Genomic DNA, 23,886 nt, shown 5'->3' on the forward strand with positions numbered 1-23,886 from the left:
GGTTATGGCCCGCGAGGCCCGGGTGCGCCGGATAGGACGCGCGCTCGCTTCGGAAAAGCAGGAAATGACAGCCAGTGTTCCTCCCTCGCAGACTGAGCCGGTTTCGCCGGGGTACTCAGGCGCGCGCGATCAGGATGACAAAGCGCTGCTACGCGCCGCCGCGGAGATGACCCGCGACCTCGCGCAGGCGAAGGGGACCATCTACTGGCCCGACATGTTGGGTTCGGCTGCCCTTGGCTATGCCGCCTTGGTTGGCGCCATCTTCCTTCCGCTGGGCTGGGCGACGCTAGCGCTAGGCGTGATATCCACCCTGGCGCTCTATCGGGCGCTGTTGTTTATCCACGAGCTGACGCATCTCCATCGCGACGCGCTACCTGGGTTCCGCACCACGTGGAACCTGCTCGTCGGCATTCCCATGCTGACGCCTTCCTTCATGTACGAGGATGGCCACACCATACATCACTCGCGCAAGCGATACGGCACTCCGGAGGATCCGGAGTACCTGCCGCTGGCGCTGATGAAGCCGTGGAGCTTGCCGCTTTTCCTGCTCATCGCACTGCTGGCTCCGCCGGCGCTTGTGATCCGGTATGGAGTTCTCGCTCCGCTGGGACTGATATTCCCCAAGATCAGGCGCTTGAATTGGGAGCGCTTCTCGACGCTCGCCATCAATCCCGACTTCCGCCGGCGGGCAGCCGATCCGAAGGACAAGCTTCGTTTCGTGCTGCTTGAGACTGGCGCCGCGCTATGGGGTGTCGCCCTGATTGCGAGCATCGTCGCTTTGGGTTGGCGGCCGCTAGCGGTGGCACTGGCGGTATTCTCGGCAGTGGCGGTGCTCAACCAGCTTCGCACGCTCGTTGCCCACCTGTGGGAGAATGAGGGGGAGCCCATGAGCGTGACCGCGCAATATCTCGATACGGTGAACGTCCCGCCACCGGGTTATGTCGCCGAACTCTGGGCGCCGGTTGGGCTTCGCTACCATGCCCTGCACCATTTGTTGCCGTCGCTGCCTTATCATTCACTGCCGGAGGCCCATCGCCGCCTAGCCGCTCATGGCGGGGCGCAGGCGACATATGGCCGCGCGCACTATCGCGGCATGGCGCCTCTCGTGGGGCGGATCGCCGCCAACACGATGCGCGCGCCCCGAGGCGCTAAGCTGCGCGACACCCGCGAAAAAGGGGCCGCCTCTATAGAGACGGCCCCCTCGAGCGCCGGTAGCGGCTGAGCATCAGCCCCACCGCGCGCCGCGCGTGACGATGCTGATTACTCCGGAGTCGCGCCGGTTGTCGGCGTAGCAGTCGTGCCACCGGTTGTGGTGGTGGTCGTGCCGGTGGTGTCCGTGCCGGTCTGGGTGGTGGCCGGGTCGCCCGCCATGCCGGTGTCGGTTGCCATCGGATCGGTGGTCGCCGTCGTATCGGCCGGCATCGGCTCGGTTATCGTGGTGTCGGCAGCGGCGTCGGTTGCCGTCGCGTCTTCCGGGGTGCTGTCAGCGCAAGCGGCAAGCGCGAGCGAGGCAGCGAGGGCGGTAAAAGCAAGCTTCTTCATAAATGTCCTCCAGCGTGGGGATTCCCGAAACTGGCGACATTTGCCAAAGTTCCGCCTTATTTCACTCTTCGGTACGAATGAGCACAGTCTCGCCGATGAGGGCGAACAGCACGAAGGGTGCCCATGCCGCGAGCAGGGGAGGGTACCCTCCGAAATTGCCCATCGCGAGTGCGGCATTGTCGACGACGAAGTATGCGAACCCGAGCGCCATGCCGATCACGGCTCGTACGAACACTTGCCCCGATCGAGCGAGCCCGAAGGCAGCCACCGCGCCGAGCAAGGGCATGAGGACTGAAGAGAGCGGACCAGCGAGCTTGTGCCACCACTTGGACTTCATCTCCGCCGTCCGACGCCCGGCTGCTTCGTAGTCGGCGATAGTCTCGCGCAGTTGCCAGAACGACTGCGAGTCCGGATCTGCCCCTCCAAGGGACACCTGGCGAGGGGTCAAGGCCTGGCCTATCACGACATCGCCCAGTCGGTAGCTGCGCGCGCCCGCGATTTCGAAGCGGACCGCATCTTCAAGTCTCCAGCCCTCGCCGGTCCATGTCGCGCGCGAGCCGCGGATTTGGTCGGCGATGGCTCCGCTCGGGGCACGTCGATACCAGGTCACGCCAGTTAACTCGGTGGCCTCGCCCGCCCCAGAAACGGTACTGGCCGACAGAATATCGGATCCCTCGGTCACGTAGACATTCGCTCGCACGCCGGAGTCCCTCGGCACCTCGGCGAACTTCACCGCATCCCAGGCTTTCAACGTGGCGTTGGCGCGAGTCACGACCCGTTCGTTGAAGGCGAAGCTGGCGATCCCGATCACCAGCGCCGTGAGGATCAGCGGGGACAGCACCTGGTGCGCGCTCATCCCGGCGGCCTTCATGGCCACAACCTCGCTGTTCTGGTTCAACCCGACGAGGGTGATGATCGTCGCCAGCAGTACGGAATAGGGAAGGAAGCGGGCGACGAGCTGAGGCATGCGCAAGGTCGCGTAAGTCCACACTTCGGACTGGGTGTTGCCCGGCACGGCCAGAATCTTTCCGCTCGCGGTGAGCAGATCGAGCATAAGCAAGACGAGCACCAACATCACTAGGACCGCAAAGATGCGCACTACGAAGAGCTTCGCGAGGTAAAGCGTCAGCGTCCGCGAAGGAAAGAAGTCGAACTGCATCGGGGTTTACTCGGCCGGCGCCAGCATCGGTGCGGCGCTGGGGGCAGTGCGCCGGAGCAGTTTGCGCAGCCGCTTGGCGGCCTTATTGAAGCCGGACTCGAGGGCGCCGATCGCCTGACCTCCGGGAACATAGGCTACCCGCCAGTACATCCACAGTATCAAGGCTCCGAAAAGCGCGAATGGCAGCCACAGGGCGACTGTGGGGTCGACCCGGCCCAGACCGGCGAAGTCTTCGGCGTACTGATTGATCTTATGATACGCGACCACCATCACGATGGCGACGAAGACGCCCAGCGCACTGGTCGATCGCTTGGGCGGGATCGCCAAGGCCACCGCGAGCAGCGGCATCAGCAGCATCATGACGACCTCGACGAGCCGGAAGTTGAAGCTGGCCTGGCTGCTGGCCTCGGCCGAGCGCGTTTCCGCGTCTCCGCCCCAACCGATGCGGAGCAGCTCTGGCAAGATGTACTCCCGAGTTTCGTCGCCGCGGGCGCGGAACTTGGCCACGGTGGGCAGATCGATCGGCAGGTCGTGGCGGCTGAAGCTCAGAACGCGCGGCGTCGCCGTACCGCCCATGTCCTGGACGATGATCCCGTTCGTGAGACGCAGGATGATCGTGTCGGGACTGTCGCTGGTGGCGAGGAACGATCCCTCGTTGGCCGAGATGGACAGGACTTGCCCCTTATCGTTGGCCACGCGGGCGAAGATGCCGATCAGCCGCCTTCCCTCGTCCTCGCTGCGCTCGATGCGCAGCGCCATCCGGTCCTTGAGGGTAGTGAACTCGCCTACCTTGATTGAGGCCCCGAGCGCGCCGGATCTCAGCTCGTAATCGAGCCGTTCATACCAGTAGCGGCTGACCGGCTGGACGTAGAACACCAGCACGACGTTCACCGCGATCAGCAGCGCGCCGATCATGTACGGCACCCGCAGCAGCCGGGTGTAGCCGAGGCCGACCGCACGCATCACGTCAAGCTCGCTCGAGGTCGCCAGTTTGCGGAATGCGAACAAGGTGCCGAGGAGCAGGCCCAGCGGGATCGCGAGGCTGGCGTACTCCGGCATCATCGTCGCCAGCATCTTGAACACGACGCCGATGGGCCCGCCCTGCACGGCCACGAAATCGAGCAGCCGGAGCATCTTGTCGAGCACGAGCAGCGAGGCGGCGAGCGCGAACACCCCGAGCATCGGCATGATGGTCAGCCGAAAGATATAACGGTCGATGGCGGGCAGGAATGTGAACAAGGGGGCGGCGGTCTCTCGGTTCCGGCGCGCCTTTAGCGACAAACCGCCGCAAGGTCATGCCCTGTCATCGACGGCGGGGGCGGCAATGCTGCCTCAAGCTTTCTCCAGTGTGCACTGCAGCGGGTGCTGATTCTGCCGGGCAAAGTCCATCACCTGGTTCACTTTGGTCTCGGCCACTTCGTAAGGGAATACGCCGCACACACCGACGCCGCGCTGGTGGACGTGGAGCATGACCCGCGTTGCCTGCTCCAGATCCATGCGGAAGAAGCGCTTCAAAACCATCACGACGAACTCCATCGGGGTGTAATCGTCGTTGAGTAGCAGCACTTTGTACTGACTTGGCTTCTTCGGCTTGGCGCGGGTCTTGGTGGCAACGCCGATCTGATCGCCGGTATCAGCGCCATCGTCCTGCCCGGCGGACGTAGTTGGCAGCGGGAGGTCGGGGAAGCGATCGGTCATCGGGTTCGCAATATCGTATCGAAAGGGCAGGCCGCAAGATGCGCGGGCAAGGTTAAGGCTGCACGAACGGCAACGGGCCGGACGGTCTGCACCGTCCGGCCCGCTATCGTTTTCGTTTCGCTTGCGCGAGGGTCGCTTACGCGGCCTTCGAGAGGCGCTCGGCGGCGAGGCTCATGCGGCTCGAGATCGGCGCGAATGCGTCGTTGGCGAGCTTCATGCCGACTTCGGCGTTCTTCGAGGTGCGAGCGACCAGCATGTCGAAGTTGCGGCGGGCGATCTCGCCCTGCAGCTTGAACAGCTCGGTCGGGCTCTTCACCGCGGCCATCGCCTTGAGGTCGGCGGTCAGGGTCTCAAAGGCACCCTTGGCGGCTTCGACTTCGCTGCGCGCGATATCCTGCACGCCCGCGCCGAGGATCTTGCCCGACTCGACGACGGCTTCGACGTTGCCCTTGGTGACTTCGGTCATCTCGCCGGCATAGGCCTGCAGCTTCTCGTAGGCTGCCTTCGCGCGGGTCTGCGCTTCGGCGGTAGCATTCTTCACGGAGGCGGTGAAATCGGTGGTCTTGGCAGTGGCCATGATACGGTCCTTCAGCTTGGAAACGGTTGTGGTGGTGGAAGGCTTAGCGGCCCTCGGCGCGGCGGGCTTGGCAGCCGGCTTGACCTTGGCAGCGATCTTCTTCGGCGTGGCCGGCTTGCGCGGCGCAGCGACCTTCTTGGCGGCGGCCGGTTTTGCCTTGCGGACGGTCTTTTTCGCCTTTTTCGGGGCGGCCTTCACTTCGGCTACGGCGGCGTCGATCTTGGCGGCGGGCTTGGACGCCTCGTCGGTCTTCTTGGGGCTGACGGTTTCGCTCGCGGCGGCGTATGCCTTCTCGGCGGCGGCGTCCGCCTTGGTCTCGACGGTCTTTGGTTCAGCCTGGGTGGCCATGGAACTTCGCTCCTAATGTTGCACTGCACAAAATAGGCATTGCACCCGCGAAGTCAAGCGGATTTTGTGCAGTGCAACATAGTACCGGATATGGCTGTTACGCCAAGGGGTTAGCGGGCTCTGACGTACCGCCCGGGTGCGTCTTCGATGACCGTATCGCCTTGGCCGCCCGGAGCGCGTTTGCCGGTCGCGGGGACAGTCTTGCCTCCGCGTGCCTCGAGCCACTCGCGCCAATGCGGCCACCAGCTACCGGGATGCTCGGTCGCGTTTTCGACGAACTCCGCCAGGCTCGGTGCCGCGCTGTCGCCCGTCCAGTACTGGTATTTGCCCGCGTCGGGATGGTTGACCACGCCGGCAATATGCCCCGAGCCGGCCAGCACGAAGGTCGTGTCGCCGCGCACATGGCGGGTCATCCGCCACACGCTCTCGGCCGGTGCGATGTGGTCCTCCTTGCCGGCTTGGATGTAGATCGGGGTCTCGATCCGGGTAAGGTCGATCGGCGTGCCGTCGGCCTCCATCGCGTCGGGCACCACCAGCTTGTTGCCGCGGTAGAGGTCGCGCAGGTAGTCGCCGTGCCACTTGGCGGGCAGGTTGGTGACATCGCCGTTCCAGTGGAGAAGGTCGAAGGCCGGGTAGTCTTCGCCCAGCAGGTAGTTGTTGACCACGTAGTTCCAGATGAGGTCGCGCCCGCGCAGCAGGTTGAACGTCGCCGCCATGTAGCGCCCGTCGAGGTAGCCATCCTTGGCGACGTTACCGATCATCTCGAGCTGGCCGTCGTCGATGAAGTGCTTGAGCTCGCCTGCCTTCTCGAAGTCGACCTGCGCGGTGAAGAAGGTGGCGGTCGCCACCTTGTCCGCCTCTCTGCGACGGGCGAGGATCGCCAGCGTAGCGGCGAGCGTGGTTCCGGCGACGCAGTAGCCGATCGCGTGCACCGATTTGACCGACAGCCGCGCGCGAATGTGGTCGATCGCTTCGATTTGCGCGCGGATGTAGTCGTCCCACACTACGTCCTTCATGGTCGCGTCGGCCGATTTCCAGCTTACGACGAACACGCTGAGGCCCTGGTCGACCGCCCACTTTATGAAGCTCTTCTTTGGTGTCAGGTCGAGGATGTAGAAGCGGTTGATCCAGGGCGGGAAGATCACCAGCGGCGTTTCCAGCACGCTGTCCGTTGTCGGGCTGTATTGGATGAGCTGGTAGAGCGAGCCTTCGTGGATCACCTTGCCCGGGGTGGTCGCGATGTTCTCGCCGAGCCGGAAGGCGTTGGCGTCGGTATGCGTCAGTTGGCCGCGCCTGAGATCGTTGATCAGGTGCTGCATCCCCTTGACGAGATTGGCCCCCCGGGTCTCGATCGTCCGCTGGAGCACGACTGGGTTGGTGGCGAGGAAGTGGTCGGGGCTCATCGCCTCCACCAGCGATTTCATCGCGAAGGTGAGCTGTTCCTTCTTCTCGGGATCGACCCCTTCGATACGCTCCGCGGCCTGCACGAAGTACTCGGCCAGCATGAGATAGGTCTGGTGGAGCAGCGCAAAGGCCGGGTGGTTGCGCCACGCAGGGTCCGCGAAGCGCCGATCCTTGCGGGGCAAGTCGGGCTCGGCCTCGCCGCCACCGAAGGCACTGCCCATTACCCCTTGCCACAGCTTCATGCTGTCCTCGGCAAGCTTCGCCTGCGCCGCGAACCCGTCCTGCGCGGCCTTGGCGAGGCCTTGGCTGATCAGCATGAACTGCGCGGGGTCGACGGCGGGGCCACCAGTGGCGGTGGCCTTCATCTTCTCGCCGATGAACTCGAGCCACATCGCCTGCAGCTTCTGGCCGGTCTCGGCCCAGCCCGACATCTCGGCCCATTCCTTGGGCAAGGACGCGCTCTGTGGCACGAATTGGCCCCACAGCTCGCGCATCGCCTCGCCCTGCATGTCGAAGAATCCCGCGAGCGGATCGTTGGGACGGTCTTGGTCGGCCATCGGGCACTCCTGGCAGCAAGGCGGTTTCGCCGCAGCGCGGAATCGCATACAGCCAATCGCTCCGGGACGCACCCCATCCAACGCCACGAGATCGATGACCGACGAATTCTACCGCATGAAGCGCTTGCCGCCCTACGTTATTGCCGAAGTCAACGGCATGCGGGCCGCAGCACGCGCCGCGGGCAAGGACATCATCGACCTCGGCATGGGCAATCCGGACCTTCCGCCGCCCCAGCATGTGATCGAAAAACTGTGCGAAGTGGCGATGAAGCCCAACGCTCACGGGTATTCGCAATCGAAGGGCATCCCCGGGCTTCGCCGCGCGCAGGCGAATTACTACGGCCGCCGTTTCGGGGTCGACCTCGAGCCCGAGAGTGAGGTCGTGGTCACCATGGGCTCGAAGGAAGGGCTCGCCAGTCTCGCCACCGCGATCACCGCGCCCGGCGATGTCGTGCTGGCGCCCAATCCTAGCTACCCTATCCACACCTTTGGCTTCATCATCGCCGGGGCGACGATCCGCAGCGTGCCGACAACGCCCGACGAGAATTACTTCGCTTCGTTGGAACGGGCGATGGCGTTTACCGTGCCGCGGCCGAGCATCCTGGTGGTCAATTATCCCTCGAACCCGACCGCCGAGACTGTCGATCTGGCGTTCTACGAGCGGCTGGTCGCCTGGGCGAAGGAGAACAAGGTCTGGATTATCTCGGACTTGGCCTATTCGGAGCTCTACTACGACGGCAACCCGACCGTCTCGATCCTGCAGGTGCCCGGCGCCAAGGACATCGCGGTCGAGTTCACCTCGCTCTCCAAGACCTTCTCGATGGCTGGCTGGCGGATCGGCTTCGCGGTCGGCAACAAGCAGCTGATTGCGGCGATGACTCGAGTGAAGAGCTATCTCGACTACGGAGCCTTCACCCCGATCCAGGCGGCCGCCTGCGCCGCCCTCAACGGGCCGCAGGACATCGTCGAGAAGAACCGCGCGCTCTATCACAAGCGCCGCGACGTGCTGGTCGAGGTTATGAGTCGCGCCGGCTGGGAGATTCCCCCGCCGCCCGCGAGCATGTTCGCCTGGGCCCCGCTGCCCCCGGCGCTGACGCACATGGGCAGCCTCGAATTCTCCAAGCAGATGTTGCTCCATGCTGAGGTCGCGGTCGCGCCGGGCGTAGGCTACGGCGAGGACGGCGAAGGCTTCGTGCGCATTGCTCTCGTCGAAAACGAGCAGCGACTCCGTCAGGCTGCCCGCAACGTGAAGCGCTGGTTCCAGCAAATGGGCGTCAACAGCTCGGCCGCGTGAGCCTCAGCCCTTGAGCAATTCCGGCAAGGCGCCGGATACCCCACGCGCCTCATCCATGAACCAGTGTTTCAATGGGGCAGCGCGCTGAACGCCTGCCATCCCGAGCCGCCTGATCGCGCTCGCGGTCTTGCCGGGAATCCCGAACAGGCGGGTGAGGCTGTCGGTCGCCAGCGCCACAGAGAACGCATCGAGCCCGCGCCACCGCTCATAGCGGGCGAGCAGCTGCGCGTCGCCCGGCTCAAGCCCCAGACGCATGCCGTCCGCGAGCACCTCCACGAGGGCGCCAACGTCGCGCAGGCCGAGGTTAAGCCCCTGGCCGGCGATCGGATGGATGCCATGCGCGGCGTCGCCGACCAGCGCGAGCCGGTCGCCGACCACGGTCGCGGTGTGATGAAAGCCGAGCGGGTAGGATGCGCGCGGACCGATCGCAGTCACTTCGCCGAGTATGTCGCCCATGCGCCTGACCACTTCGGCGTGGAACGCGCGCTCGCCGAGCTTGAGGACGCCGGCGGCATCCTGCTCACTCACAGTCCACACCAGCGCGCTGCGGTGCAGCCCCTCGGCGCTGTCCTGCATCGGCAGCAGGGCGAACGGACCGGCCGGCCAGAATATCTCCCATGCGGTGCCGCCGTGCGGCTGCGAGTGTGTGAGCCCTGCTACGATAGCCCGGTGGCGGTAGTCCCAGGTCGCCACCGCGATGCCGGCGGCTTCGCGCGTGGGGGAGCGGCGGCCTTCGGCGGCGACCAGCAGACTTCCGGCGAGGGCGGAGCCGTCAGCCAGCCGAACCGCGACGCCATGCGGGCCTCGCTCGCGCTCGACTACCTCCGCGCGTTGGTGGAAGTCGATCAGCGGGTCGCCTTCCGCTGCCTCATAGAGCGCCAAGCGCAAGCGGCGATTCTCGAACATCCGGCCCAGCGAGCCCTCGTGCGGCTCGGGGACGAAATCGATCTCGCCGGGCTTCAACTGATCGCTCACAGCGATCCGCTCGATGGGGCAGGCGTAGCGCTCCAGTCTCTCTGCCAGCCCGATGTTCCCGAACAGGTTCCAGCTGGCGGTGGAGATCGCGCTGGCGCGGCCATCGAAACCTTCCGCGGTCAACTCGGCAGGGTCGGCGCGGTCGACGACGTGGCTCGAGATGCCTTTTCGTGCCGCCGTAAGGGCGAGAGTCATGCCGACCAGTCCGCCGCCGAGGATCACGAGGTCGCGCTTGTCGTTCATATCCGTGCGCCGTAGAGCCGGCGCCACCATGCGCGCAAGGTTATTGCCCCTGTTGGCCTCCCTCTGCGCGCTTTTGGCCGTGCTGCTGCCCGCGACCGTGGTTGCCCAGTCGCGCACCAACCACATTGCCGCGCGCCTCGTCGCTGATGGACCGGCTTCGCCTGGCAAACCGCTGACGCTGGCGATCGCGTTCGACCCCCAACCGGGGTGGCACGGCTATTGGTCGAACCCGGGCGACGCGGGCTATGGAATGGAATTGAAGTGGCAGCTTCCGGATGGCTGGCGTGCCGGCGAGCCCCGGTACCCTGTGCCGCAGCGTCTGGTCATCGGCGGCCTGATGAACCACGTCTACGAGGGGCCCTACGCGGTGCTCGTGGAGGTGGCCGTTCCGGTCCAAGCGGCGGTGCAGAATATCGTCCCGATCGCTCTCGATGCCCAATGGCTCGCCTGCACGGACAAGATTTGCGTGCCCGAGCGGGCGCGGCTCGTTCTCGACCTGTCGCAGCCGGGGCCCAGTGGCTCGTTCGATGCCTGGCGAGCAGCAATCCCCGCGCTCCTCGATGCGCGCGGAAGCTACGAGATCGATGGACGGTACCTGCGCATCGCGATCCCGCTACCGGCGTCGATGGACCTTCCCGATCCGCATGTCTTCGTCGGCCCGCGCGACCTCGTGAAATACGCCGCGGTGCAGACGTTCTCGCGCGACGGCGATCTGCTGGTGGCGGAAGTGCCGCTGGCCGACACGGTCGTCACCCCTTCGGAAATGGAGGGCATCCTGTCGCTCGGCGATCGCAACGGCGTGCGCTTTGTTGCCGAGCCTGGTCCCGTGCCGGCGAATGGCATCCCGGTGCGCAAGCTCACCGGCGGTCAGGCCGCCCCTGACCTGTGGCTGCTGATCGTGGGGGCGCTTGCGGGCGGGTTGCTGCTCAATGTGATGCCGTGCGTGTTTCCGATTCTGAGCCTCAAGGCGCTGAGCCTCGCCCGGGCCGGCGAGAGCGACGCCAAAGCCCGCGCGGAAGGGCTCGCCTATACCACCGGCGTGATCATGGCGACGCTGGCGCTGGGCGCCTTGCTGCTCGCCCTTCGCTCGGCTGGGGAGATGGTCGGCTGGGCGTTCCAGTTGCAGGAGCCGGCAGTGGTGGTCGCGCTGCTGCTCCTGGCGGTGGCGATCACGGCGAACCTGGCCGGACTGTTCGAGCTACCGTCGCTACCGGTTACACGGGGCGGCGAGCCGGCCGGCGCCTTCGCGACCGGGCTGTTGGCGGCATTCGTCGCCACCCCCTGCACCGGCCCGTTCATGGCTGCGGCGATGGGTGCGGCGCTCCTTCTGCCTCCGCTGCAGGCGCTGCTGCTGTTCGCCGCGCTTGGATTGGGGCTGGCGCTGCCCTTCCTGCTGCTGGGGCTCATTCCCCCCCTACGGCGACTGCTGCCAAGGCCCGGACCCTGGATGGAGCGTTTTCGGCACTGGATGGCCCTTCCCATGGGGCTCACTGCGCTCGCGCTGATCTGGCTGTGCTGGCGCCTCGGCGGCCCATGGTTCGCTATCGCCGGGGTCGTCGCCTCCGGCGGGCTGGTGCTCGCGCTATGGGCCGCTGGCAAGCGGCAGCGGAGCGGGGGGCGGGCGGCGCCTACTTTCGCGTTGCTCGCCGCCCCGTTCGCCGTTTTCGCGGCCGTCGCACTGCCGGCCGCACTCACCAATCGGCCCTCGATGGAGCGGGAGCAGGGCGTGATGCCCGCCCAGCAGTTCAGCGAGGCGCGCCTCGCTGCGGCGCGGGCCACGGGTCGGCCGGTATTCGTGTGGTTCACCGCGGACTGGTGCCTGAGCTGCAAGGTCAACGAGCGCGTCGCCATCGAGCGCGAGGCGACGCGCGAAGCCTTCAAGAAAGCCGGCGTCGTCGCGATGGTCGGCGACTGGACCCGCCGCGATCCGGAAATCACTCGCTTCCTGTCGCGCCACGGGGCTGCGGGCGTGCCGCTTTACTTGTGGTACCCCGCGGGCGGCGACGCCCGAACGCTGCCGCAGGTGCTGACGCCCGACGCACTCGTCAATCTGGCGCAGGGGTCGCCGGGACCACGCCCACCGCCGGTCCCTTGAGCCGGCGGCAGCGCTCGATCAGCTCCCCGGGCATCGGGCTCGGGTGAAGCACGAGAGTCCCCGCACCCGGGATGGTCAGTTCGAAACGCCGCCCGCCGGTCAGGGCATCGAGGCGGGTATCCTGCGGCGTGAAGCGCCCTTGCCACAGCGAGCCGCGATTTTCTCCCAGCGCGAGGGCGTCCACCTTCAGCCGCTCGACATGGCCGTTGCCAACGAGCGCCATCATGCCCTTGGCGCCGGGATCGGTCGGGGCGTAGCGGGTGACCTTGAGCATGTTTCCGCCATCGGCGCATTCGATCGCCAACAGCGGTGGGCTACCCGGCTGCCCGAAGACGATACGACCGGGAGCCGCGCTGGCGGCCCAAACCGCGTCCGTCGTATCGGGCGAGGTCATCATCACCTGCGGCCCCTTGTGCGCATCGTCGAGGGCGATGCGCTCCACATAGCCGTCGCTGGCCGGCGGGCGGCAGGCGGCGAGCAAGGCAAACGCGACCATGGCAATCGAACGGGCAACCATTGGGCGGGCGCTATGGCAGCGCATCCACACAGGGTAAACGCAAGACGTCAATCTGACTCGCAAACCTGACGAGAAACCGGCCCGTCGTGCCGCCGACGGTGACCTTCTCTACGGCCGGCCGTGCATCTTCTTGTAGCGCGTCTTGCCAAACCGGTCCTTGCGCGTGCCCGGCTTGCCTTCGTTACTGCGACCCACGATCGGCGCTTTCTTCTCCGCGTCCGGTAGCCCGAGTTCGTCGGACTCGAGCCGCCGGATTTCGTCGCGAAGTCGCCCGGCTTCCTCGAATTCGAGGTCGGCGGCGGCGGCACGCATCCGTTTCTCGAGGTCCTGGATGTAGGCGCGCAAGTTGTGACCGACGAGATTGTTGCGCTCTGGATCGCCAGTGTCGATCAGCACGCTGTCGCGGCTGGCGGTGTGCGCAACGATATCCTGGATGCCGCGGATGATCGTGGTCGGCGTGATGCCGTGCTCGGCGTTGAATTCCTCCTGCTTGGCCCGCCGACGTTCTGTCTCCGCCATCGCCCGCTCCATGCTGCCGGTGATCCGGTCGGCATAGAGGATGACCTTGGAATCGACGTTGCGCGCCGCGCGGCCGATAGTCTGGATCAGCGAGGTTTCTGAGCGGAGGAAACCTTCCTTGTCCGCATCGAGGATGCAGACCAGCCCGCACTCGGGGATGTCGAGCCCCTCGCGCAGGAGGTTGATGCCGATCAGCACGTCGTACACGCCGAGGCGCAGGTCGCGGATCAGCTCGATGCGCTCCAAGGTCTCCACGTCGGAGTGCATGTAGCGCACGCGCACGCCCTGCTCGTGCATGAACTCGGTCAGGTCCTCGGCCATCCGCTTGGTGAGCGTGGTTACGAGTGTCCTGTAACCCTTCTGCGCGGTCGCCTTGCACTCGGCGATGCAGTCTTGCACCTGGTCCTCGACAGGCCGGATCTCGACCGGCGGATCGATTAGCCCGGTCGGGCGGATCACCTGCTCGGCGAACACGCCGCCGGTCTGCTCCATCTCCCAGGTGCCTGGCGTCGCGCTGACCGCAAACGTCTGCGGGCGCATCGCATCCCATTCGTTGAAGCGAAGCGGGCGGTTGTCGATGCAGCTCGGCAGGCGAAAGCCGTATTCGGCCAGCGTGATCTTGCGGCGATGGTCGCCCTTCGCCATCGCGCCGATCTGCGGCACTGTCTGGTGGCTTTCGTCGACGAACAGCAGCGCGTTTTCAGGCAGGTATTCGAACAGCGTCGGCGGCGGTTCGCCCGGCAGGCGGCCGGTGAGGAAGCGGCTGTAGTTCTCGATACCGGCGCAAGAGCCGGTGGCATTGATCATTTCCAGGTCGAAGTTGGTGCGCTGCTCCAGCCGTTGGGCTTCGAGCAGGCGGCCTTCGCCTTGCAATTCCTTCAGCCGTTCTTCGAGCTCGAACCTGATTGCCTGGCTGGCCTGTTTCATCGTAGGGCCCGGCGTCACGTAGTGGCTGTTGGCGTAGACCCGCACCGAGTTGAGGCTTGCCCCCTTCTGCCCGGTCAACGGGTCGAATTCAGCGATCCCCTCGATCTCGTCGCCAAAGAAACTGACCCGCCAGGCCATATCCTCGTAGTGGCTGGGATAGATTTCCAGGCTGTCGCCGCGCACCCGGAAGTTGCCGCGCTGGAAAGCGGCGTCGTTGCGCTTGTACTGGAGGGCAACCAGCTTCCTGATGATTTCACGCTGGTCGACGCTTTCGCCCTTCTTGAGGTCGAAAATCATCGCCGAATACGTCTCGACCGAACCGATGCCGTAAAGGCACGAGACTGAGGCGACGATGATCACGTCGTCGCGTTCGAGTAGCGCGCGGGTGGCCGAGTGGCGCATACGGTCGATCGCCTCGTTAACCGAGCTTTCCTTCTCGATGTAGGTGTCCGACCGCGGCACGTAGGCCTCTGGCTGGTAGTAGTCGTAGTAGCTGACGAAATACTCGACCGCGTTGTTCGGGAAGAAGCTCTTGAATTCGCCATAGAGCTGTGCAGCGAGGATCTTGTTCGGTGCGAGCACGAGCGCGGGGCGCTGCAGCTCCTCGATCACCTTGGCCATGGTGAAGGTCTTGCCGCTGCCGGTAACGCCCAGCAGCACTTGCGTCTGCTCCCCGTCGCGCGCGCTGGCCACCAGCTCGGAGATCGCGGTCGGCTGGTCGCCCGCAGGTTGGTAATCGCTGACGAGCTCGAACCGCCGTCCGCCCATGGATTTTTCGGGCCGGGCCGGCTTGTGGGGGACGAATTTTTCGGAAGTGTCGGGCTCTTCCAGCCCGCGGCGGATGACGAGTTCAGCCATATCCAGCCATATGGGCGCGGATGCTGTTTTGTTCCAGCCTTCCGCGCTGCGATCCGCCGATATCAGGACGTCAGTAGTAGGATCCGGTCTTGAGGCAGGTCTGCCATTTGCGATATTCGCGCATCTTGCAGGTGCTGTCGGAACACAGCGCCTGGCTGGAATACCACCGCTGCTCGCAAAGCTTTTCCCGCGGGCTCTTTGTCGCCGACGCTGAGGCGCTCGTGCTGGCTGCCGCCGCCGGGCGGGGGCTGAAGGCGGGCTTTGCCGGAGCCATCGGGTTGATACCGGTCTTCGCTTCGACGGCCGAAGCGATTGCGGCCTTTACCATCGTGCTCCCGGCAACCTCGTAAGGTAATGACCCGTATTTTGTCTTGAGCGTGGGGTCCGCCCCGCGCTCGAGCAAGGCTTTGACCATCTCGAGATTACCGGCCTCCGCCGCGTAGTGCAGCATCGTCCAGCCTTCGTAATTGCCCTGGTCGATCGTGAACGCTCCGCTGTCGATCAGCTCGAGGGCCTTTTCGTTCTGCTTGATGCCGATGTAATAACGGGCGCTGTCGAACGGGTCGGCCTGCGCCATGGCGGGCGTCGCGATCGGATAGGCGAACTGCAACCCCGTTGCCACCGCGGCGGCAAGCGCCACCGCACTCAAAATCCTTTTCATTCGCGACCCCCGTAGCTTCAGCTAGCAGCTCGGCGGTTAGCGGACAGCGGTTCAAAGATATTGGAAGAACGCGACTTTCACGTCTTCGGATGACGAGCACCGTTTCATGGGATAGCCTGCGGCTGTCTGGTAGATACCCGAGAAAGAGATCGGCATGATGTTTCGAACCGCCCTGACGGCCTCAGCCGCCTTCTTGATCCTCGCCGCCTGCGGCGAAGAGAAGAAAGAGCCCAGGACTGCGGATGAAGTTATCGCGGAGGCCGGCGAGCTGGCGAAGCCGCTGCCCGGCCAGTACCGCACGTCGGTCGAATTGCTCGAATTCTCGGTACCCGGCTTGCCCGCGCAACAAGCTGAGCAGCTGAAGTCGATGATGGGCAACGCCTCCGCGCAGGCAAGCACGTATTGCCTCACCGAACAGGAAGCGGGGAAGGGCTTCGAGGAATCGATCCGCAAGATGACCGAAGGCAGCGGGGAGATGAAGTGCGAGTTCGGCCAATTCGCCGTCGATGGGGACGAGATCGACGCGGCGCTGACCTGCAAGGGTCCTCAAGGCGTCGCCGCGGACATCGCGCTCGCCGGAACAGCCGGTGCGGAAAGCTCGTCGATGCAGATGAAAATGGTGCAGAAGGCAGCCATGCTGCCCGGCGGCGAGATGCGGATGGAAATGAAAATGGACTCTCAGCGCGTCGGCGACTGTCCCTGAGCCCTTCATGAAACCCGCGCCTCGCCCCCGCGTTGATGGGCAGGATAACAGCGAGGCCGAGCGATTGGCGACACGATTCGATTACGGTCATCTGCGGGACGCCCGCGAAGCGCTCCGGCATCGGGTTGCGCTTGCCCGCGAGGACGGGGCGGAAGGCGTCGTCGGTCCGCCCCTGCGGCGATTGGTCGGCGAGTTGGAATGGGTCGTAGAACCGTTTCGCCGCGCGGTGCGGCGGCATGAGCCGGTCACCGCGGCGCGGCCGCGCACCGTAATGCTGCTCCCCGGGTTCGCCACGCACCCTGTGCGCATGCGCTATATGGCGCGCCGGCTCGAGGCTGCAGGGCACCGGGTCAAACGATGGGGGCTCGGGTTCAACTGGGGGCCGACGGCCGCCAATATCGCTCTGCTGGAAACCCGGCTCGCCGACATCGCGGAGCGTCATGGCGAGCCGGTCGCCCTTGTCGGCTGGAGCCTCGGCGGCCTGTTCGCCCGGGAGCTCGCCAAGCGGCGCCCACAGGACGTCGCCAAGGTCGTCACGATGGGGTCGCCATTTTCTTGGAGCCCGCGCGCCAACAATGTCTGGCGCGCGTATCACTTCGTCACGGGCCACCGGGTCGAGGAACCCCCGGTCGAGGTCGAGCTTGCCGGCAAGCCGCCGGTCGAAACGATCGCATTGTGGAGCCCTCGCGATGGCATCGTCCACCCGCGGGCGGCGCGGGGCCTCCCGGGTGAGCGCGATCGCGAAGTAGCCCTGCGGTGCACGCACATGGGCTTCGCCTACGACCCGCAAGTGATTGCCGCGGTTCTGCGCGAGCTCGACGCCGAATGAGCATTCACTTTCGTTGCTGCAATTCGCGCTCGCCCGTCTAACAAGCATCCATGGGGCAAGTAAGCGGCGAGGCCGCCCTTTTCGACGAGATGCGGGCGCCGGACGGTTCCATTCGTCCGGCATATGCGGGATATTCCAAGTGGTTCGAGGAACAGGACCGCGACTGGCTCCGGCGTAAGGATCGCGAGGCCGAGGGCGTGTTCCGCCGGACGGGGATCACCTTCAACGTCTACGGCGAGGATGCGGCGGAAGAGCGGCTGATCCCGTTCGATATGGTCCCGCGGATCATCTCGGCCACCGAGTGGCGCCGGCTCACCCGAGGCATCGAGCAACGGGTGAGGGCGCTCAATGCCTTCATTCACGATCTCTATCACCGGCAGGAGATCATTCGGGCGGGCCGCGTGCCCGAGCGGCTGCTCAAGGACAACGCGGCGTGGCTTCCTGACATGGTAGGCTTCACGCCCCCGGGCGGGGTCTACACCCATATCGTGGGCATCGACATCGTGCGCACCGGGACGAACGAGTTCTTCGTCCTGGAGGACAATGCCCGCACCCCTAGCGGCGTCTCGTACATGCTCGAGAACCGTGAAACGATGATGGCGATGTTTCCGGAGCTGTTCACGCGCGTCGGGGTGGAGACAGTAAGCGATTACCCGAGGAAGCTTGCCCGCAGCCTCGCGGCCTGTGCACCCAAGAAAGCCGGCGGCAAGCCCGTCGTCGCCGTGTTGACCCCCGGCATCTACAACAGCGCCTACTACGAGCATGCCTTCCTCGCCGACCAGATGGGCGCCGAGCTGGTGGAGGGAACGGACCTGCGGGTGATCGATGGCCGGGTCGCGATGCGCACGACCGGGGGCTACCAGCCGATCGACGTGCTCTATCGCCGGGTCGATGACGATTATCTCGATCCGCTCAGCTTCAACCCGAACAGCGTCCTCGGCGTGCCCGGGATCATGGACGTCTATCGGAGCGGCGGCATCACCATCGCGAACGCGCCGGGGACCGGCATCGCCGATGATAAGGCGATCTATTCGTTCATGCCCGAGATCGTCGAGTTCTACACCGGCGAGAAGCCGCTGTTGCCCAACGTCGAAACCTTTCGCTGTGCCGACGCGGACAGCCTAAAGTACGTGCTCGATAACCTGGGGCAGCTGGTGGTCAAGGAAGTCCACGGCTCGGGCGGATACGGCATGCTCGTCGGACCAACCTCGACGCGGCGCGAGATCGAGGATTTCCGCAAGAAGCTCGTCGCCCACCCCGAAAACTATATCGCCCAGCCGACGCTGGCGCTCAGCACGTGTCCGGTTTTCGCGCGCGCTGGGCTATCGCCGCGGCACGTCGACCTGCGGCCGTTCGTCCTGGTTTCGCCCGAGGGCATCGAGATCACCCCCGGCGGGCTCACTCGCGTGGCGCTCAAGAGGGGCAGCCTGGTGGTGAACTCCTCGCAAGGTGGGGGCACCAAGGACACCTGGGTGCTCAAAGACTGATGCTGGGCCGTACCGCCAACCACCTGTTCTGGATGTTCCGCTACCTCGAGCGGGCAGAGAACACCGCGCGCCTGCTCGAAGCGGGTTTGCGGATGGCGCTCACCCGCGACCTGGTGACCGCCGAACAGGAATGGCGCTCGGTGATCCATGCAGCCGGGCAAAGTCGCGCCTATCGCGCAAAGCACGGCACTTTCACCGGCATCCAGGTGTGGAACCACATTCTGCGCGACAAGGACAACAACGGCAGCGTCCTTGCCATGATGCGCCAGGTTCGCACCAACGCCCGCTTGGTGCGCAACGCCATCTCGGGCGAGCTATGGAGCGTCGTCAACGAGAGCTGGATGCAGATCGACGAGGCGCTCTCGCGCCCCGTCGGGCAGGGTACGGTAGGCAGCATCATCGCCATGATCCGTCGGGCGGGTACGCTGGCGCACGGGGCGATGGTCAACTCGATGCTGCGCGACGCCGGGTACAACTTCGCCAATACCGGGACGTTTGTCGAGCGGGCTGACAACACCGCCCGGATCCTCGACATGAAGTACTACCTGCTGCTGCCGTCGTTGAGCTATGTCGGGACCACGCTGGACAGCGGGCAGTGGGATCATGTCCTGCGATCGGTTTCGGGTGACCGAGCCTATCGCTGGCTTAACGCCGGGCAGGCCGACCCGCGGGGAATCGTCGAGTTCCTGATCCTCGACGAGCGCTTTCCGCGCAGCCTGGCCTATAGTCACACGCGGCTACGCGAGCATCTCGGCTGGCTGGCCCGCTTCCACGGTCATGAGGGGCACAGCAGTACCTTGATCCGCCAGTCTTCGACCATGCTCGGCGACCTCACGGTGGAGCAGGTATTCGACAAGGGGCTGCACGAATTCCTCACCGAATTCGAGCGTGCCAACGTCGAGATTGCTCGCGCCATCGCCGCCGACTACCGGTTCCTCGGTTAGCGCAATGCGTCTCGCGATCCGCCACACAACCAAGTACACTTTTGCGGCCCCGGTGGCGCACGCGCTCCAGCGGCTCCGGCTGACACCTAAGCATACTCAGGGACAAGTCGTGCTCGACTGGGCGATGAAATTCGTCAACGCGAAAGCTGAGCTCGAATATGAGGACCAGCATCACAACATCGTGACCTTGGTCTCGGTCGAGCCGGGCGCGCGCGAGGTCACCGTCACTTGCCACGGCACGGTCGAGACGCAGGATCACGCTGGCGTAATCGGTCGGCACTCCGGCCATCTGCCGTTGTGGTGCTTTACCGGTCAGACGACGCTGACCCGGCCCGGTCCGCGGCTGCGCCAGCTTGTCCGCTCGCTCGATTTCTCGGAAGGCCGGCGGCTTGAGTTTCTGCACGCCTTGTCTTCCGCGGTGCGGGGGGAAGTGGCCTATGTGACCGGATCGACAGGGGTCACCACCACTGCCGAGCAGGCGATCGAACTGGGCTGCGGCGTGTGCCAGGACCATGCGCATATCTTCATCAGCGCTGCACGCAGCGTCGGCATCCCGGCGCGATATGTCTCGGGCTATCTCATGATGAACGACCGCATCGAGCAGGAAGCAACGCATGCCTGGGCCGAGGCGCATGTCGACGGGCTCGGTTGGGTCGGCTTTGACGTATCCAACGGCATCAGCCCCGATCCGCGCTACGTGCGGGTTGCCACCGGGCGGGATTATCGCGATGCCGCGCCGATCACCGGAATTGTCTTCGGGACCGCGACCGAAGACCTCCACGTCGCCGTGGCTGTGGAACAGCAGCGCCAGGAACAGTGACCCTCGCGATGGTTTGATTACACTCTATTGTTGACCAGACGCCGGCCGGAGGGGTCCGAACATGACCTATTGCGTGGGGATGGTGCTCGAAAAGGGCCTCGTGTTGATGAGCGACACACGGACCAACTCGGGCGTCGACAACATCTCGGTGTTCCGCAAGATGATTCATTGGGAAGTGCCGGGCGAGCGGATCATCACGCTTATGACCGCCGGTAACCTCGCCACGACCCAGGCGGTTATCAGCCAGCTCGAGGAGCGAACCAAGGCGCCTGAAGAACGGCACAACACCGTCTACGAAGCGCTGACGATGTTTCAGGTTGCGACGGAAGTCGGGCGCCTCCTGCGCGAAACGATCGACGACCGCCAACTGGCCAATGGACCCGCCGGGCAGGGGCGCTTCACGGCTTCGATGATTGTCGCCGGCCAGATCAAGGGCATGGAGCCGCGGCTGTTCCTCATCTACCCGGAAGGGAATTTCATCGAGGCGAGCTGGGACACGCCGTTCTTCCAGATCGGAGAAACCAAGTACGGCCGGCCGATCCTCATCCGCGCCTACGACCGCACGATGAGCTTCGAAGATGCTGTCAAGCTGATGATGGTTAGCTTCGATTCGACGCTCAAGGCCAACCTGTCGGTCGGGCTACCGCTCGACCTGATGGTGATAGAGCGCGACACGTTCTCGGCCACCCATCACCGCCGCATCACCCACGAAGACCGCTATTACCAGGCCATTTCAGCAGGTTGGAGCGAGGCGCTGAAGAACGCCTTTATGGAATTGCCGGACTACTCGTTCTTCCAGTCGGAGAATGAGAAGGCCTAAGTTCCTTTGCATCGGGGCAATTCCGTAGGACTGCATCCGAAATGGACGTTGTCTCGCATTCGCTATCGGCGAGGCGCGCGGAAAGCCGAGCAAATCGGAGACATTCCGGATTGAATTGAAATTGTCGCGTCGGTGTTCGCGGTGCCAGCAGGTCACTATGAACGAACGACAAGTCATCCATTTCATCGACCCGGACACGCGGACACGGGCAGAGCTCGCGCGCACGGCATTCTCTCTCGGTCACCACGCCGAAGTTTATGCTGACCTTCTCGAGATATGCGAGCATCCGCCGCAACGGGGCATTGTCATCTTGCGCGACGACTTCGAGCATGGCGGGGTGGAAGCGGCGGTCGAACTGTTCGCTCGCTGCGGGATATGGTTGCCGCTCATCGCAATGGACGAAGCGCCGGGCACGACCCGCGTTGTCGCGGCAATTAAAGCTGGCGCGCTCGATTACCTTGCGCTGCCGGTCCCGGCTGAGCGCCTGGCCGACGTGCTGGCACAGATCGACGAGGAAGCGCGCGAGCATTCGGAGGCCCGGCGGCGAATGATAGAGGCGAGAGGCAGGATAGGCCACCTCTCTGCTCGCGAGCGCGAAGTGCTCGACTGGCTAGCGCAGGGTAGCAGCAACAAGGCGATCGCGCGCGAACTGCAGATCAGCCCGCGTACGGTCGAGATCCATCGGGCGAACATGATGGCGAAGCTGGGCGCCGCTCACTCCGCGGACGCCGTGCGCATTCGCCTCGAGGCGGGGCTCTAGCTTAGCGGCAGAAGCCGCGGCCGGTCGCTTCCAGGTGAAAGTGATCGCGGTGAGAGGCATTGTATTCGGGCCCCAGTATCGTGCCGAAGCGCTTGCAGGCGCTGGCGTGCACGAGGCGCAGGAAGCGCTGCTTGCCGGGATTACCCATGCTCCAGTCGCCCAGAACGCTTATTCGCCTCCCGTCGGCGAGAATGAAAGCGGATATGTCCACGGCGTTGGCTGTCGCGTGCGCCGAACGCCGCCCGCTACCGGCCACGTCACGGCACGAGTAGCTGCCCATGGTCTCAATGCGAGCGAGCGCGCTGCCGAGCACTTCGCGGGCTGCACGGTCGACACCGAAGCGCACCCATGCTGCCAGGGTCTCCGCCAGCGGGCAGGATACGGGCCCCAGGTTCGATAAGGCGAAGCGCGTGTCGTCGCCCTGAAGCGCCGCAAGATCGACCGTACCCACCGTCGAGCACCCAGCTCCGTAGAACCGGTCGGGCACAGCGGTGAAGTTCGCCCCCCGGGCGCCCAGTTCGCCGAGGCACAGCCGGTTCGCCGGGGCAAGCGCGACTGCGCGGGGTGCGGCCTGGCTCTGCGGCCGAGACGGGGCGTTGCTCTCGGGGACCAGCGAGCCACAGGCGGAGAGCGCGAGCAGGGCAAGCGAGGCGAGGCGGCGGAGCACGTCCGCCAGTGTCGCTTGGCTTGGTTAACAGGAACCTAATGCAGCGTCGGTGCTGGGGCGGGCGCGGGTGCCCTACGCCGGCTCACCAGAATGATCGCGAGCGAGGAGGCGAGGAAGCCCGGCATGATCTCGTACACGCCCGGTCCGCCGAGGAGCGACTTGTCCCAACCCAGCGCGATCCAGCCGATTACCACCAGTGCGCCCGTCACCAGTCCCGCGACGGCACCCGCTCCGGTCATTCGCCGCCAGGTGAGGGCCAGCACGATCATCGGCCCGAACGCCGCGCCGAAGCCTGCCCAGGCATGCGCGACGAGGCCAAGCACCCGGCTATCCGGATCGGCGGCGATGGCCATGCCCATCAGCGCGACCAGAAGCACACTGATCCGCCCGACCATCACCGCTTCGCGCTCGCCCGCCTGCTTGCGCAGGAACAGCCTGTAGAAATCCTCGGTCAACGAGCTTGAGGAAACGAGCAACTGGGAGCTTATCGTGCTCATGATCGCTGCCAGCAGCGCCGCGTAGAGGAAACCGGTCACGAGCGGGTGGAACAAAAGGTTGGCGAGCAAGATGAACACCGTTTCGGGATCCTCGAGCACGATGCCGTTGCCCTGCACGTAGGCGCGGCCCGCCAACCCCACGCCGATTGCTCCCAAGAGGCATACGCCCATCCACGCCATGGCGATGTTGCGCGCGGCGGGCATCTCTTCGACCGAGCGGATCGCCATGAAGCGCACGATGATGTGCGGTTGCCCGAAATAGCCGAGCCCCCACGTCACCGCGGACAGCCATCCCGCGAAGGTCAGGCCGTTCGTCAGGCTCAGGAACCCCTCCTGGGGCACTGTCGCCAGCTCTGCGTCACTACCGAACAGGATCACCAGCGGCATGATCACCAGTGCGGCGAACATGATGATGCCCTGCACGAAGTCGGTCAGGCTAACCGCGAGAAAGCCGCCAATCATGGTGTAGACGATGACCACGCCGGCGGTGACCCAGACGCCGGTCATGTATTGCCCGCCGAAGGCCATTTCGAACAGCTTGCCCCCTCCAACCATCCCGGCCGCGGTGTAGACGGTGAAGAACACCACCACGATGATGGCGCTGGTCAAGCGCAGCGCCACGGCTTTGTTGGGAAAGCGGTTGCCGAGAAATTCTGGGATTGTCAGGGCGTCGCCCAGCTCCTCGGTTTGGCGGCGCAGTCTGGGCGCCACCACGATCCAGTTCACGAGGGCTCCGACAAATAGCCCGATGGCGATCCAGGCTTCGACCAGTCCGCTGGCGTAAAGCGCGCCGGGAAGCCCCAACAGGAGCCATCCGGACATGTCTGAGGCCCCGGCCGAGAGCGCGGTAACCGACGGCGACAGGTCGCGCCCGGCGAGAAGGTAACCCTCGCTGTCGGCAGAGGATTTCCGCCAGGCGTATACGCCGATCGCCAGCATGAGGATGAAATAGAGTGCGAGAGAAACAAGGACGCCGGTCTGCATG

General features: G+C 65.1%; 22 protein-coding genes. 10 read left to right on the plus strand and 12 right to left on the minus strand.

Going from position 1 to position 23,886, the window contains the following annotated elements; all coding sequences use genetic code 11:
- The first annotated feature begins 4 nt into the window (after positions 1-4).
- Positions 5-1,222 (plus strand): fatty acid desaturase family protein, encoded by a 1,218-nt coding sequence (locus ACWPM1_RS03645; protein ID WP_455693478.1) that lies wholly within the window; start codon positions 5-7, stop codon positions 1,220-1,222.
- Between the two features lie 38 nt (positions 1,223-1,260).
- On the opposite strand, the gene ACWPM1_RS03650 is transcribed toward ACWPM1_RS03645, so the two are convergent.
- The 6 genes from ACWPM1_RS03650 to ACWPM1_RS03675 all read right to left on the minus strand — a co-directional run bounded on the left by ACWPM1_RS03650 (position 1,261) and on the right by ACWPM1_RS03675 (position 7,285).
- The gene (locus ACWPM1_RS03650; RefSeq protein WP_455693479.1) at positions 1,261-1,542 is read right to left on the minus strand and encodes a hypothetical protein; all 282 of its coding nucleotides are present in this window, start codon (positions 1,540-1,542) and stop codon (positions 1,261-1,263) included.
- Between the two features lie 61 nt (positions 1,543-1,603).
- Entirely contained in the window at positions 1,604-2,701 is a 1,098-nt protein-coding gene (gene lptG / locus ACWPM1_RS03655) for an LPS export ABC transporter permease LptG (protein ID WP_455693480.1), read from the minus strand.
- 6 nt (positions 2,702-2,707) lie between these two features.
- Positions 2,708-3,940 carry an LptF/LptG family permease gene (locus tag ACWPM1_RS03660; RefSeq protein ID WP_455693481.1) on the minus strand — a complete coding sequence of 411 codons (1,233 nt, stop codon included), beginning with the start codon at positions 3,938-3,940 and terminating at the stop codon, positions 2,708-2,710.
- A 93-nt stretch (positions 3,941-4,033) separates the two neighbouring features.
- The gene (gene clpS / locus ACWPM1_RS03665; RefSeq protein WP_455693482.1) at positions 4,034-4,399 is read right to left on the minus strand and encodes an ATP-dependent Clp protease adapter ClpS; all 366 of its coding nucleotides are present in this window, start codon (positions 4,397-4,399) and stop codon (positions 4,034-4,036) included.
- Between the two features lie 136 nt (positions 4,400-4,535).
- On the minus strand, positions 4,536-5,324 hold the full coding sequence (locus ACWPM1_RS03670; protein WP_455693483.1) for a phasin family protein: 789 nt from the start codon (positions 5,322-5,324) through the stop codon (positions 4,536-4,538).
- 110 nt (positions 5,325-5,434) lie between these two features.
- Complete coding sequence (locus ACWPM1_RS03675) at positions 5,435-7,285, minus strand: PHA/PHB synthase family protein (RefSeq protein WP_455693484.1); 1,851 nt, start codon at positions 7,283-7,285, stop codon at positions 5,435-5,437.
- Positions 7,286-7,379: 94 nt separating this feature from the next.
- Here ACWPM1_RS03675 and ACWPM1_RS03680 point away from each other — a divergent pair, with 94 nt between their 5' ends.
- The gene (locus ACWPM1_RS03680; RefSeq protein WP_455693485.1) at positions 7,380-8,579 is read left to right on the plus strand and encodes an LL-diaminopimelate aminotransferase; all 1,200 of its coding nucleotides are present in this window, start codon (positions 7,380-7,382) and stop codon (positions 8,577-8,579) included.
- Positions 8,580-8,582: 3 nt separating this feature from the next.
- On the opposite strand, the gene ACWPM1_RS03685 is transcribed toward ACWPM1_RS03680, so the two are convergent.
- Positions 8,583-9,797: a UbiH/UbiF/VisC/COQ6 family ubiquinone biosynthesis hydroxylase gene (locus ACWPM1_RS03685; protein WP_455693486.1), complete on the minus strand. Its 1,215-nt coding sequence runs from the start codon at positions 9,795-9,797 to the stop codon at positions 8,583-8,585.
- 79 nt (positions 9,798-9,876) lie between these two features.
- On the opposite strand from ACWPM1_RS03685, the gene ACWPM1_RS03690 reads away from it, so the two are divergent.
- The gene (locus ACWPM1_RS03690; RefSeq protein ID WP_455693487.1) at positions 9,877-11,892 is read left to right on the plus strand and encodes a protein-disulfide reductase DsbD family protein; all 2,016 of its coding nucleotides are present in this window, start codon (positions 9,877-9,879) and stop codon (positions 11,890-11,892) included.
- Here the strand turns inward: ACWPM1_RS03690 and ACWPM1_RS03695 are convergent.
- The 3 genes from ACWPM1_RS03695 to ACWPM1_RS03705 form a co-directional block, all read right to left on the minus strand.
- Positions 11,843-12,433: a hypothetical protein gene (locus ACWPM1_RS03695; protein ID WP_455693488.1), complete on the minus strand. Its 591-nt coding sequence runs from the start codon at positions 12,431-12,433 to the stop codon at positions 11,843-11,845. The two genes, ACWPM1_RS03690 and ACWPM1_RS03695, sit on opposite strands and share 50 nt — an antisense overlap.
- Positions 12,434-12,517: 84 nt before the next feature.
- The gene (gene uvrB / locus ACWPM1_RS03700; protein ID WP_455693489.1) at positions 12,518-14,713 is read right to left on the minus strand and encodes an excinuclease ABC subunit UvrB; all 2,196 of its coding nucleotides are present in this window, start codon (positions 14,711-14,713) and stop codon (positions 12,518-12,520) included.
- Positions 14,714-14,783: 70 nt separating this feature from the next.
- A complete protein-coding gene (locus tag ACWPM1_RS03705) occupies positions 14,784-15,374 on the minus strand; it encodes an ankyrin repeat domain-containing protein (protein ID WP_455693490.1) in 591 nt (196 codons plus the stop codon).
- Positions 15,375-15,528: 154 nt separating this feature from the next.
- Here ACWPM1_RS03705 and ACWPM1_RS03710 point away from each other — a divergent pair, with 154 nt between their 5' ends.
- From ACWPM1_RS03710 to ACWPM1_RS03740, 7 genes are all read left to right on the plus strand, one after another.
- Positions 15,529-16,077 carry a DUF3617 domain-containing protein gene (locus ACWPM1_RS03710; protein WP_455693491.1) on the plus strand — a complete coding sequence of 183 codons (549 nt, stop codon included), beginning with the start codon at positions 15,529-15,531 and terminating at the stop codon, positions 16,075-16,077.
- Positions 16,078-16,141: 64 nt separating this feature from the next.
- The gene (locus ACWPM1_RS03715) at positions 16,142-16,906 is read left to right on the plus strand and encodes an esterase/lipase family protein (protein ID WP_455693492.1); all 765 of its coding nucleotides are present in this window, start codon (positions 16,142-16,144) and stop codon (positions 16,904-16,906) included.
- A 50-nt stretch (positions 16,907-16,956) separates the two neighbouring features.
- Complete coding sequence (locus tag ACWPM1_RS03720) at positions 16,957-18,393, plus strand: circularly permuted type 2 ATP-grasp protein (RefSeq protein WP_455693493.1); 1,437 nt, start codon at positions 16,957-16,959, stop codon at positions 18,391-18,393.
- Positions 18,393-19,337 (plus strand): alpha-E domain-containing protein, encoded by a 945-nt coding sequence (locus ACWPM1_RS03725; protein ID WP_455693494.1) that lies wholly within the window; start codon positions 18,393-18,395, stop codon positions 19,335-19,337. Before ACWPM1_RS03720 ends, ACWPM1_RS03725 begins: the two co-directional genes overlap by 1 nt.
- A gap of 4 nt (positions 19,338-19,341) precedes the next feature.
- Positions 19,342-20,157 carry a transglutaminase family protein gene (locus tag ACWPM1_RS03730; protein WP_455693495.1) on the plus strand — a complete coding sequence of 272 codons (816 nt, stop codon included), beginning with the start codon at positions 19,342-19,344 and terminating at the stop codon, positions 20,155-20,157.
- 61 nt (positions 20,158-20,218) lie between these two features.
- Positions 20,219-20,977 carry a peptidase gene (locus ACWPM1_RS03735; RefSeq protein ID WP_455693496.1) on the plus strand — a complete coding sequence of 253 codons (759 nt, stop codon included), beginning with the start codon at positions 20,219-20,221 and terminating at the stop codon, positions 20,975-20,977.
- 157 nt (positions 20,978-21,134) lie between these two features.
- On the plus strand, positions 21,135-21,737 hold the full coding sequence (locus tag ACWPM1_RS03740) for a response regulator transcription factor (protein WP_455693497.1): 603 nt from the start codon (positions 21,135-21,137) through the stop codon (positions 21,735-21,737).
- Position 21,738: 1 nt separating this feature from the next.
- On the opposite strand, the gene ACWPM1_RS03745 is transcribed toward ACWPM1_RS03740, so the two are convergent.
- Positions 21,739-22,404 carry an extensin family protein gene (locus ACWPM1_RS03745; RefSeq protein WP_455693498.1) on the minus strand — a complete coding sequence of 222 codons (666 nt, stop codon included), beginning with the start codon at positions 22,402-22,404 and terminating at the stop codon, positions 21,739-21,741.
- A 35-nt stretch (positions 22,405-22,439) separates the two neighbouring features.
- The gene (gene putP / locus ACWPM1_RS03750) at positions 22,440-23,885 is read right to left on the minus strand and encodes a sodium/proline symporter PutP (protein ID WP_455693499.1); all 1,446 of its coding nucleotides are present in this window, start codon (positions 23,883-23,885) and stop codon (positions 22,440-22,442) included.
- Between the last annotated feature and the right edge of the window lies 1 nt (position 23,886).

The organism is Tsuneonella sp. HG249 (assembly GCF_053819205.1).

What these genes read in the sequence shown, in the direction of transcription:
- ACWPM1_RS03725 (WP_455693494.1), top strand. Translation starts at nt 18,393, where the DNA reads ATGCTGGGCCGTACCGCCAACCACCTGTTCTGGATGTTCCGCTACCTC.
- ACWPM1_RS03645 (WP_455693478.1), top strand. Translation starts at nt 5, where the DNA reads ATGGCCCGCGAGGCCCGGGTGCGCCGGATAGGACGCGCGCTCGCTTCG.
- ACWPM1_RS03730 (WP_455693495.1), top strand. Translation starts at nt 19,342, where the DNA reads ATGCGTCTCGCGATCCGCCACACAACCAAGTACACTTTTGCGGCCCCG.
- ACWPM1_RS03680 (WP_455693485.1), top strand. Translation starts at nt 7,380, where the DNA reads ATGACCGACGAATTCTACCGCATGAAGCGCTTGCCGCCCTACGTTATT.
- ACWPM1_RS03650 (WP_455693479.1), bottom strand. Translation starts at nt 1,542, where the DNA reads ATGAAGAAGCTTGCTTTTACCGCCCTCGCTGCCTCGCTCGCGCTTGCC.
- clpS (WP_455693482.1), bottom strand. Translation starts at nt 4,399, where the DNA reads ATGACCGATCGCTTCCCCGACCTCCCGCTGCCAACTACGTCCGCCGGG.
- ACWPM1_RS03735 (WP_455693496.1), top strand. Translation starts at nt 20,219, where the DNA reads ATGACCTATTGCGTGGGGATGGTGCTCGAAAAGGGCCTCGTGTTGATG.
- ACWPM1_RS03695 (WP_455693488.1), bottom strand. Translation starts at nt 12,433, where the DNA reads ATGCGCTGCCATAGCGCCCGCCCAATGGTTGCCCGTTCGATTGCCATG.
- putP (WP_455693499.1), bottom strand. Translation starts at nt 23,885, where the DNA reads ATGCAGACCGGCGTCCTTGTTTCTCTCGCACTCTATTTCATCCTCATG.
- ACWPM1_RS03675 (WP_455693484.1), bottom strand. Translation starts at nt 7,285, where the DNA reads ATGGCCGACCAAGACCGTCCCAACGATCCGCTCGCGGGATTCTTCGAC.
- ACWPM1_RS03670 (WP_455693483.1), bottom strand. Translation starts at nt 5,324, where the DNA reads ATGGCCACCCAGGCTGAACCAAAGACCGTCGAGACCAAGGCGGACGCC.
- ACWPM1_RS03720 (WP_455693493.1), top strand. Translation starts at nt 16,957, where the DNA reads ATGGGGCAAGTAAGCGGCGAGGCCGCCCTTTTCGACGAGATGCGGGCG.
- ACWPM1_RS03710 (WP_455693491.1), top strand. Translation starts at nt 15,529, where the DNA reads ATGATGTTTCGAACCGCCCTGACGGCCTCAGCCGCCTTCTTGATCCTC.
- ACWPM1_RS03685 (WP_455693486.1), bottom strand. Translation starts at nt 9,797, where the DNA reads ATGAACGACAAGCGCGACCTCGTGATCCTCGGCGGCGGACTGGTCGGC.
- lptG (WP_455693480.1), bottom strand. Translation starts at nt 2,701, where the DNA reads ATGCAGTTCGACTTCTTTCCTTCGCGGACGCTGACGCTTTACCTCGCG.
- ACWPM1_RS03740 (WP_455693497.1), top strand. Translation starts at nt 21,135, where the DNA reads ATGAACGAACGACAAGTCATCCATTTCATCGACCCGGACACGCGGACA.
- uvrB (WP_455693489.1), bottom strand. Translation starts at nt 14,713, where the DNA reads ATGGCTGAACTCGTCATCCGCCGCGGGCTGGAAGAGCCCGACACTTCC.
- ACWPM1_RS03705 (WP_455693490.1), bottom strand. Translation starts at nt 15,374, where the DNA reads ATGAAAAGGATTTTGAGTGCGGTGGCGCTTGCCGCCGCGGTGGCAACG.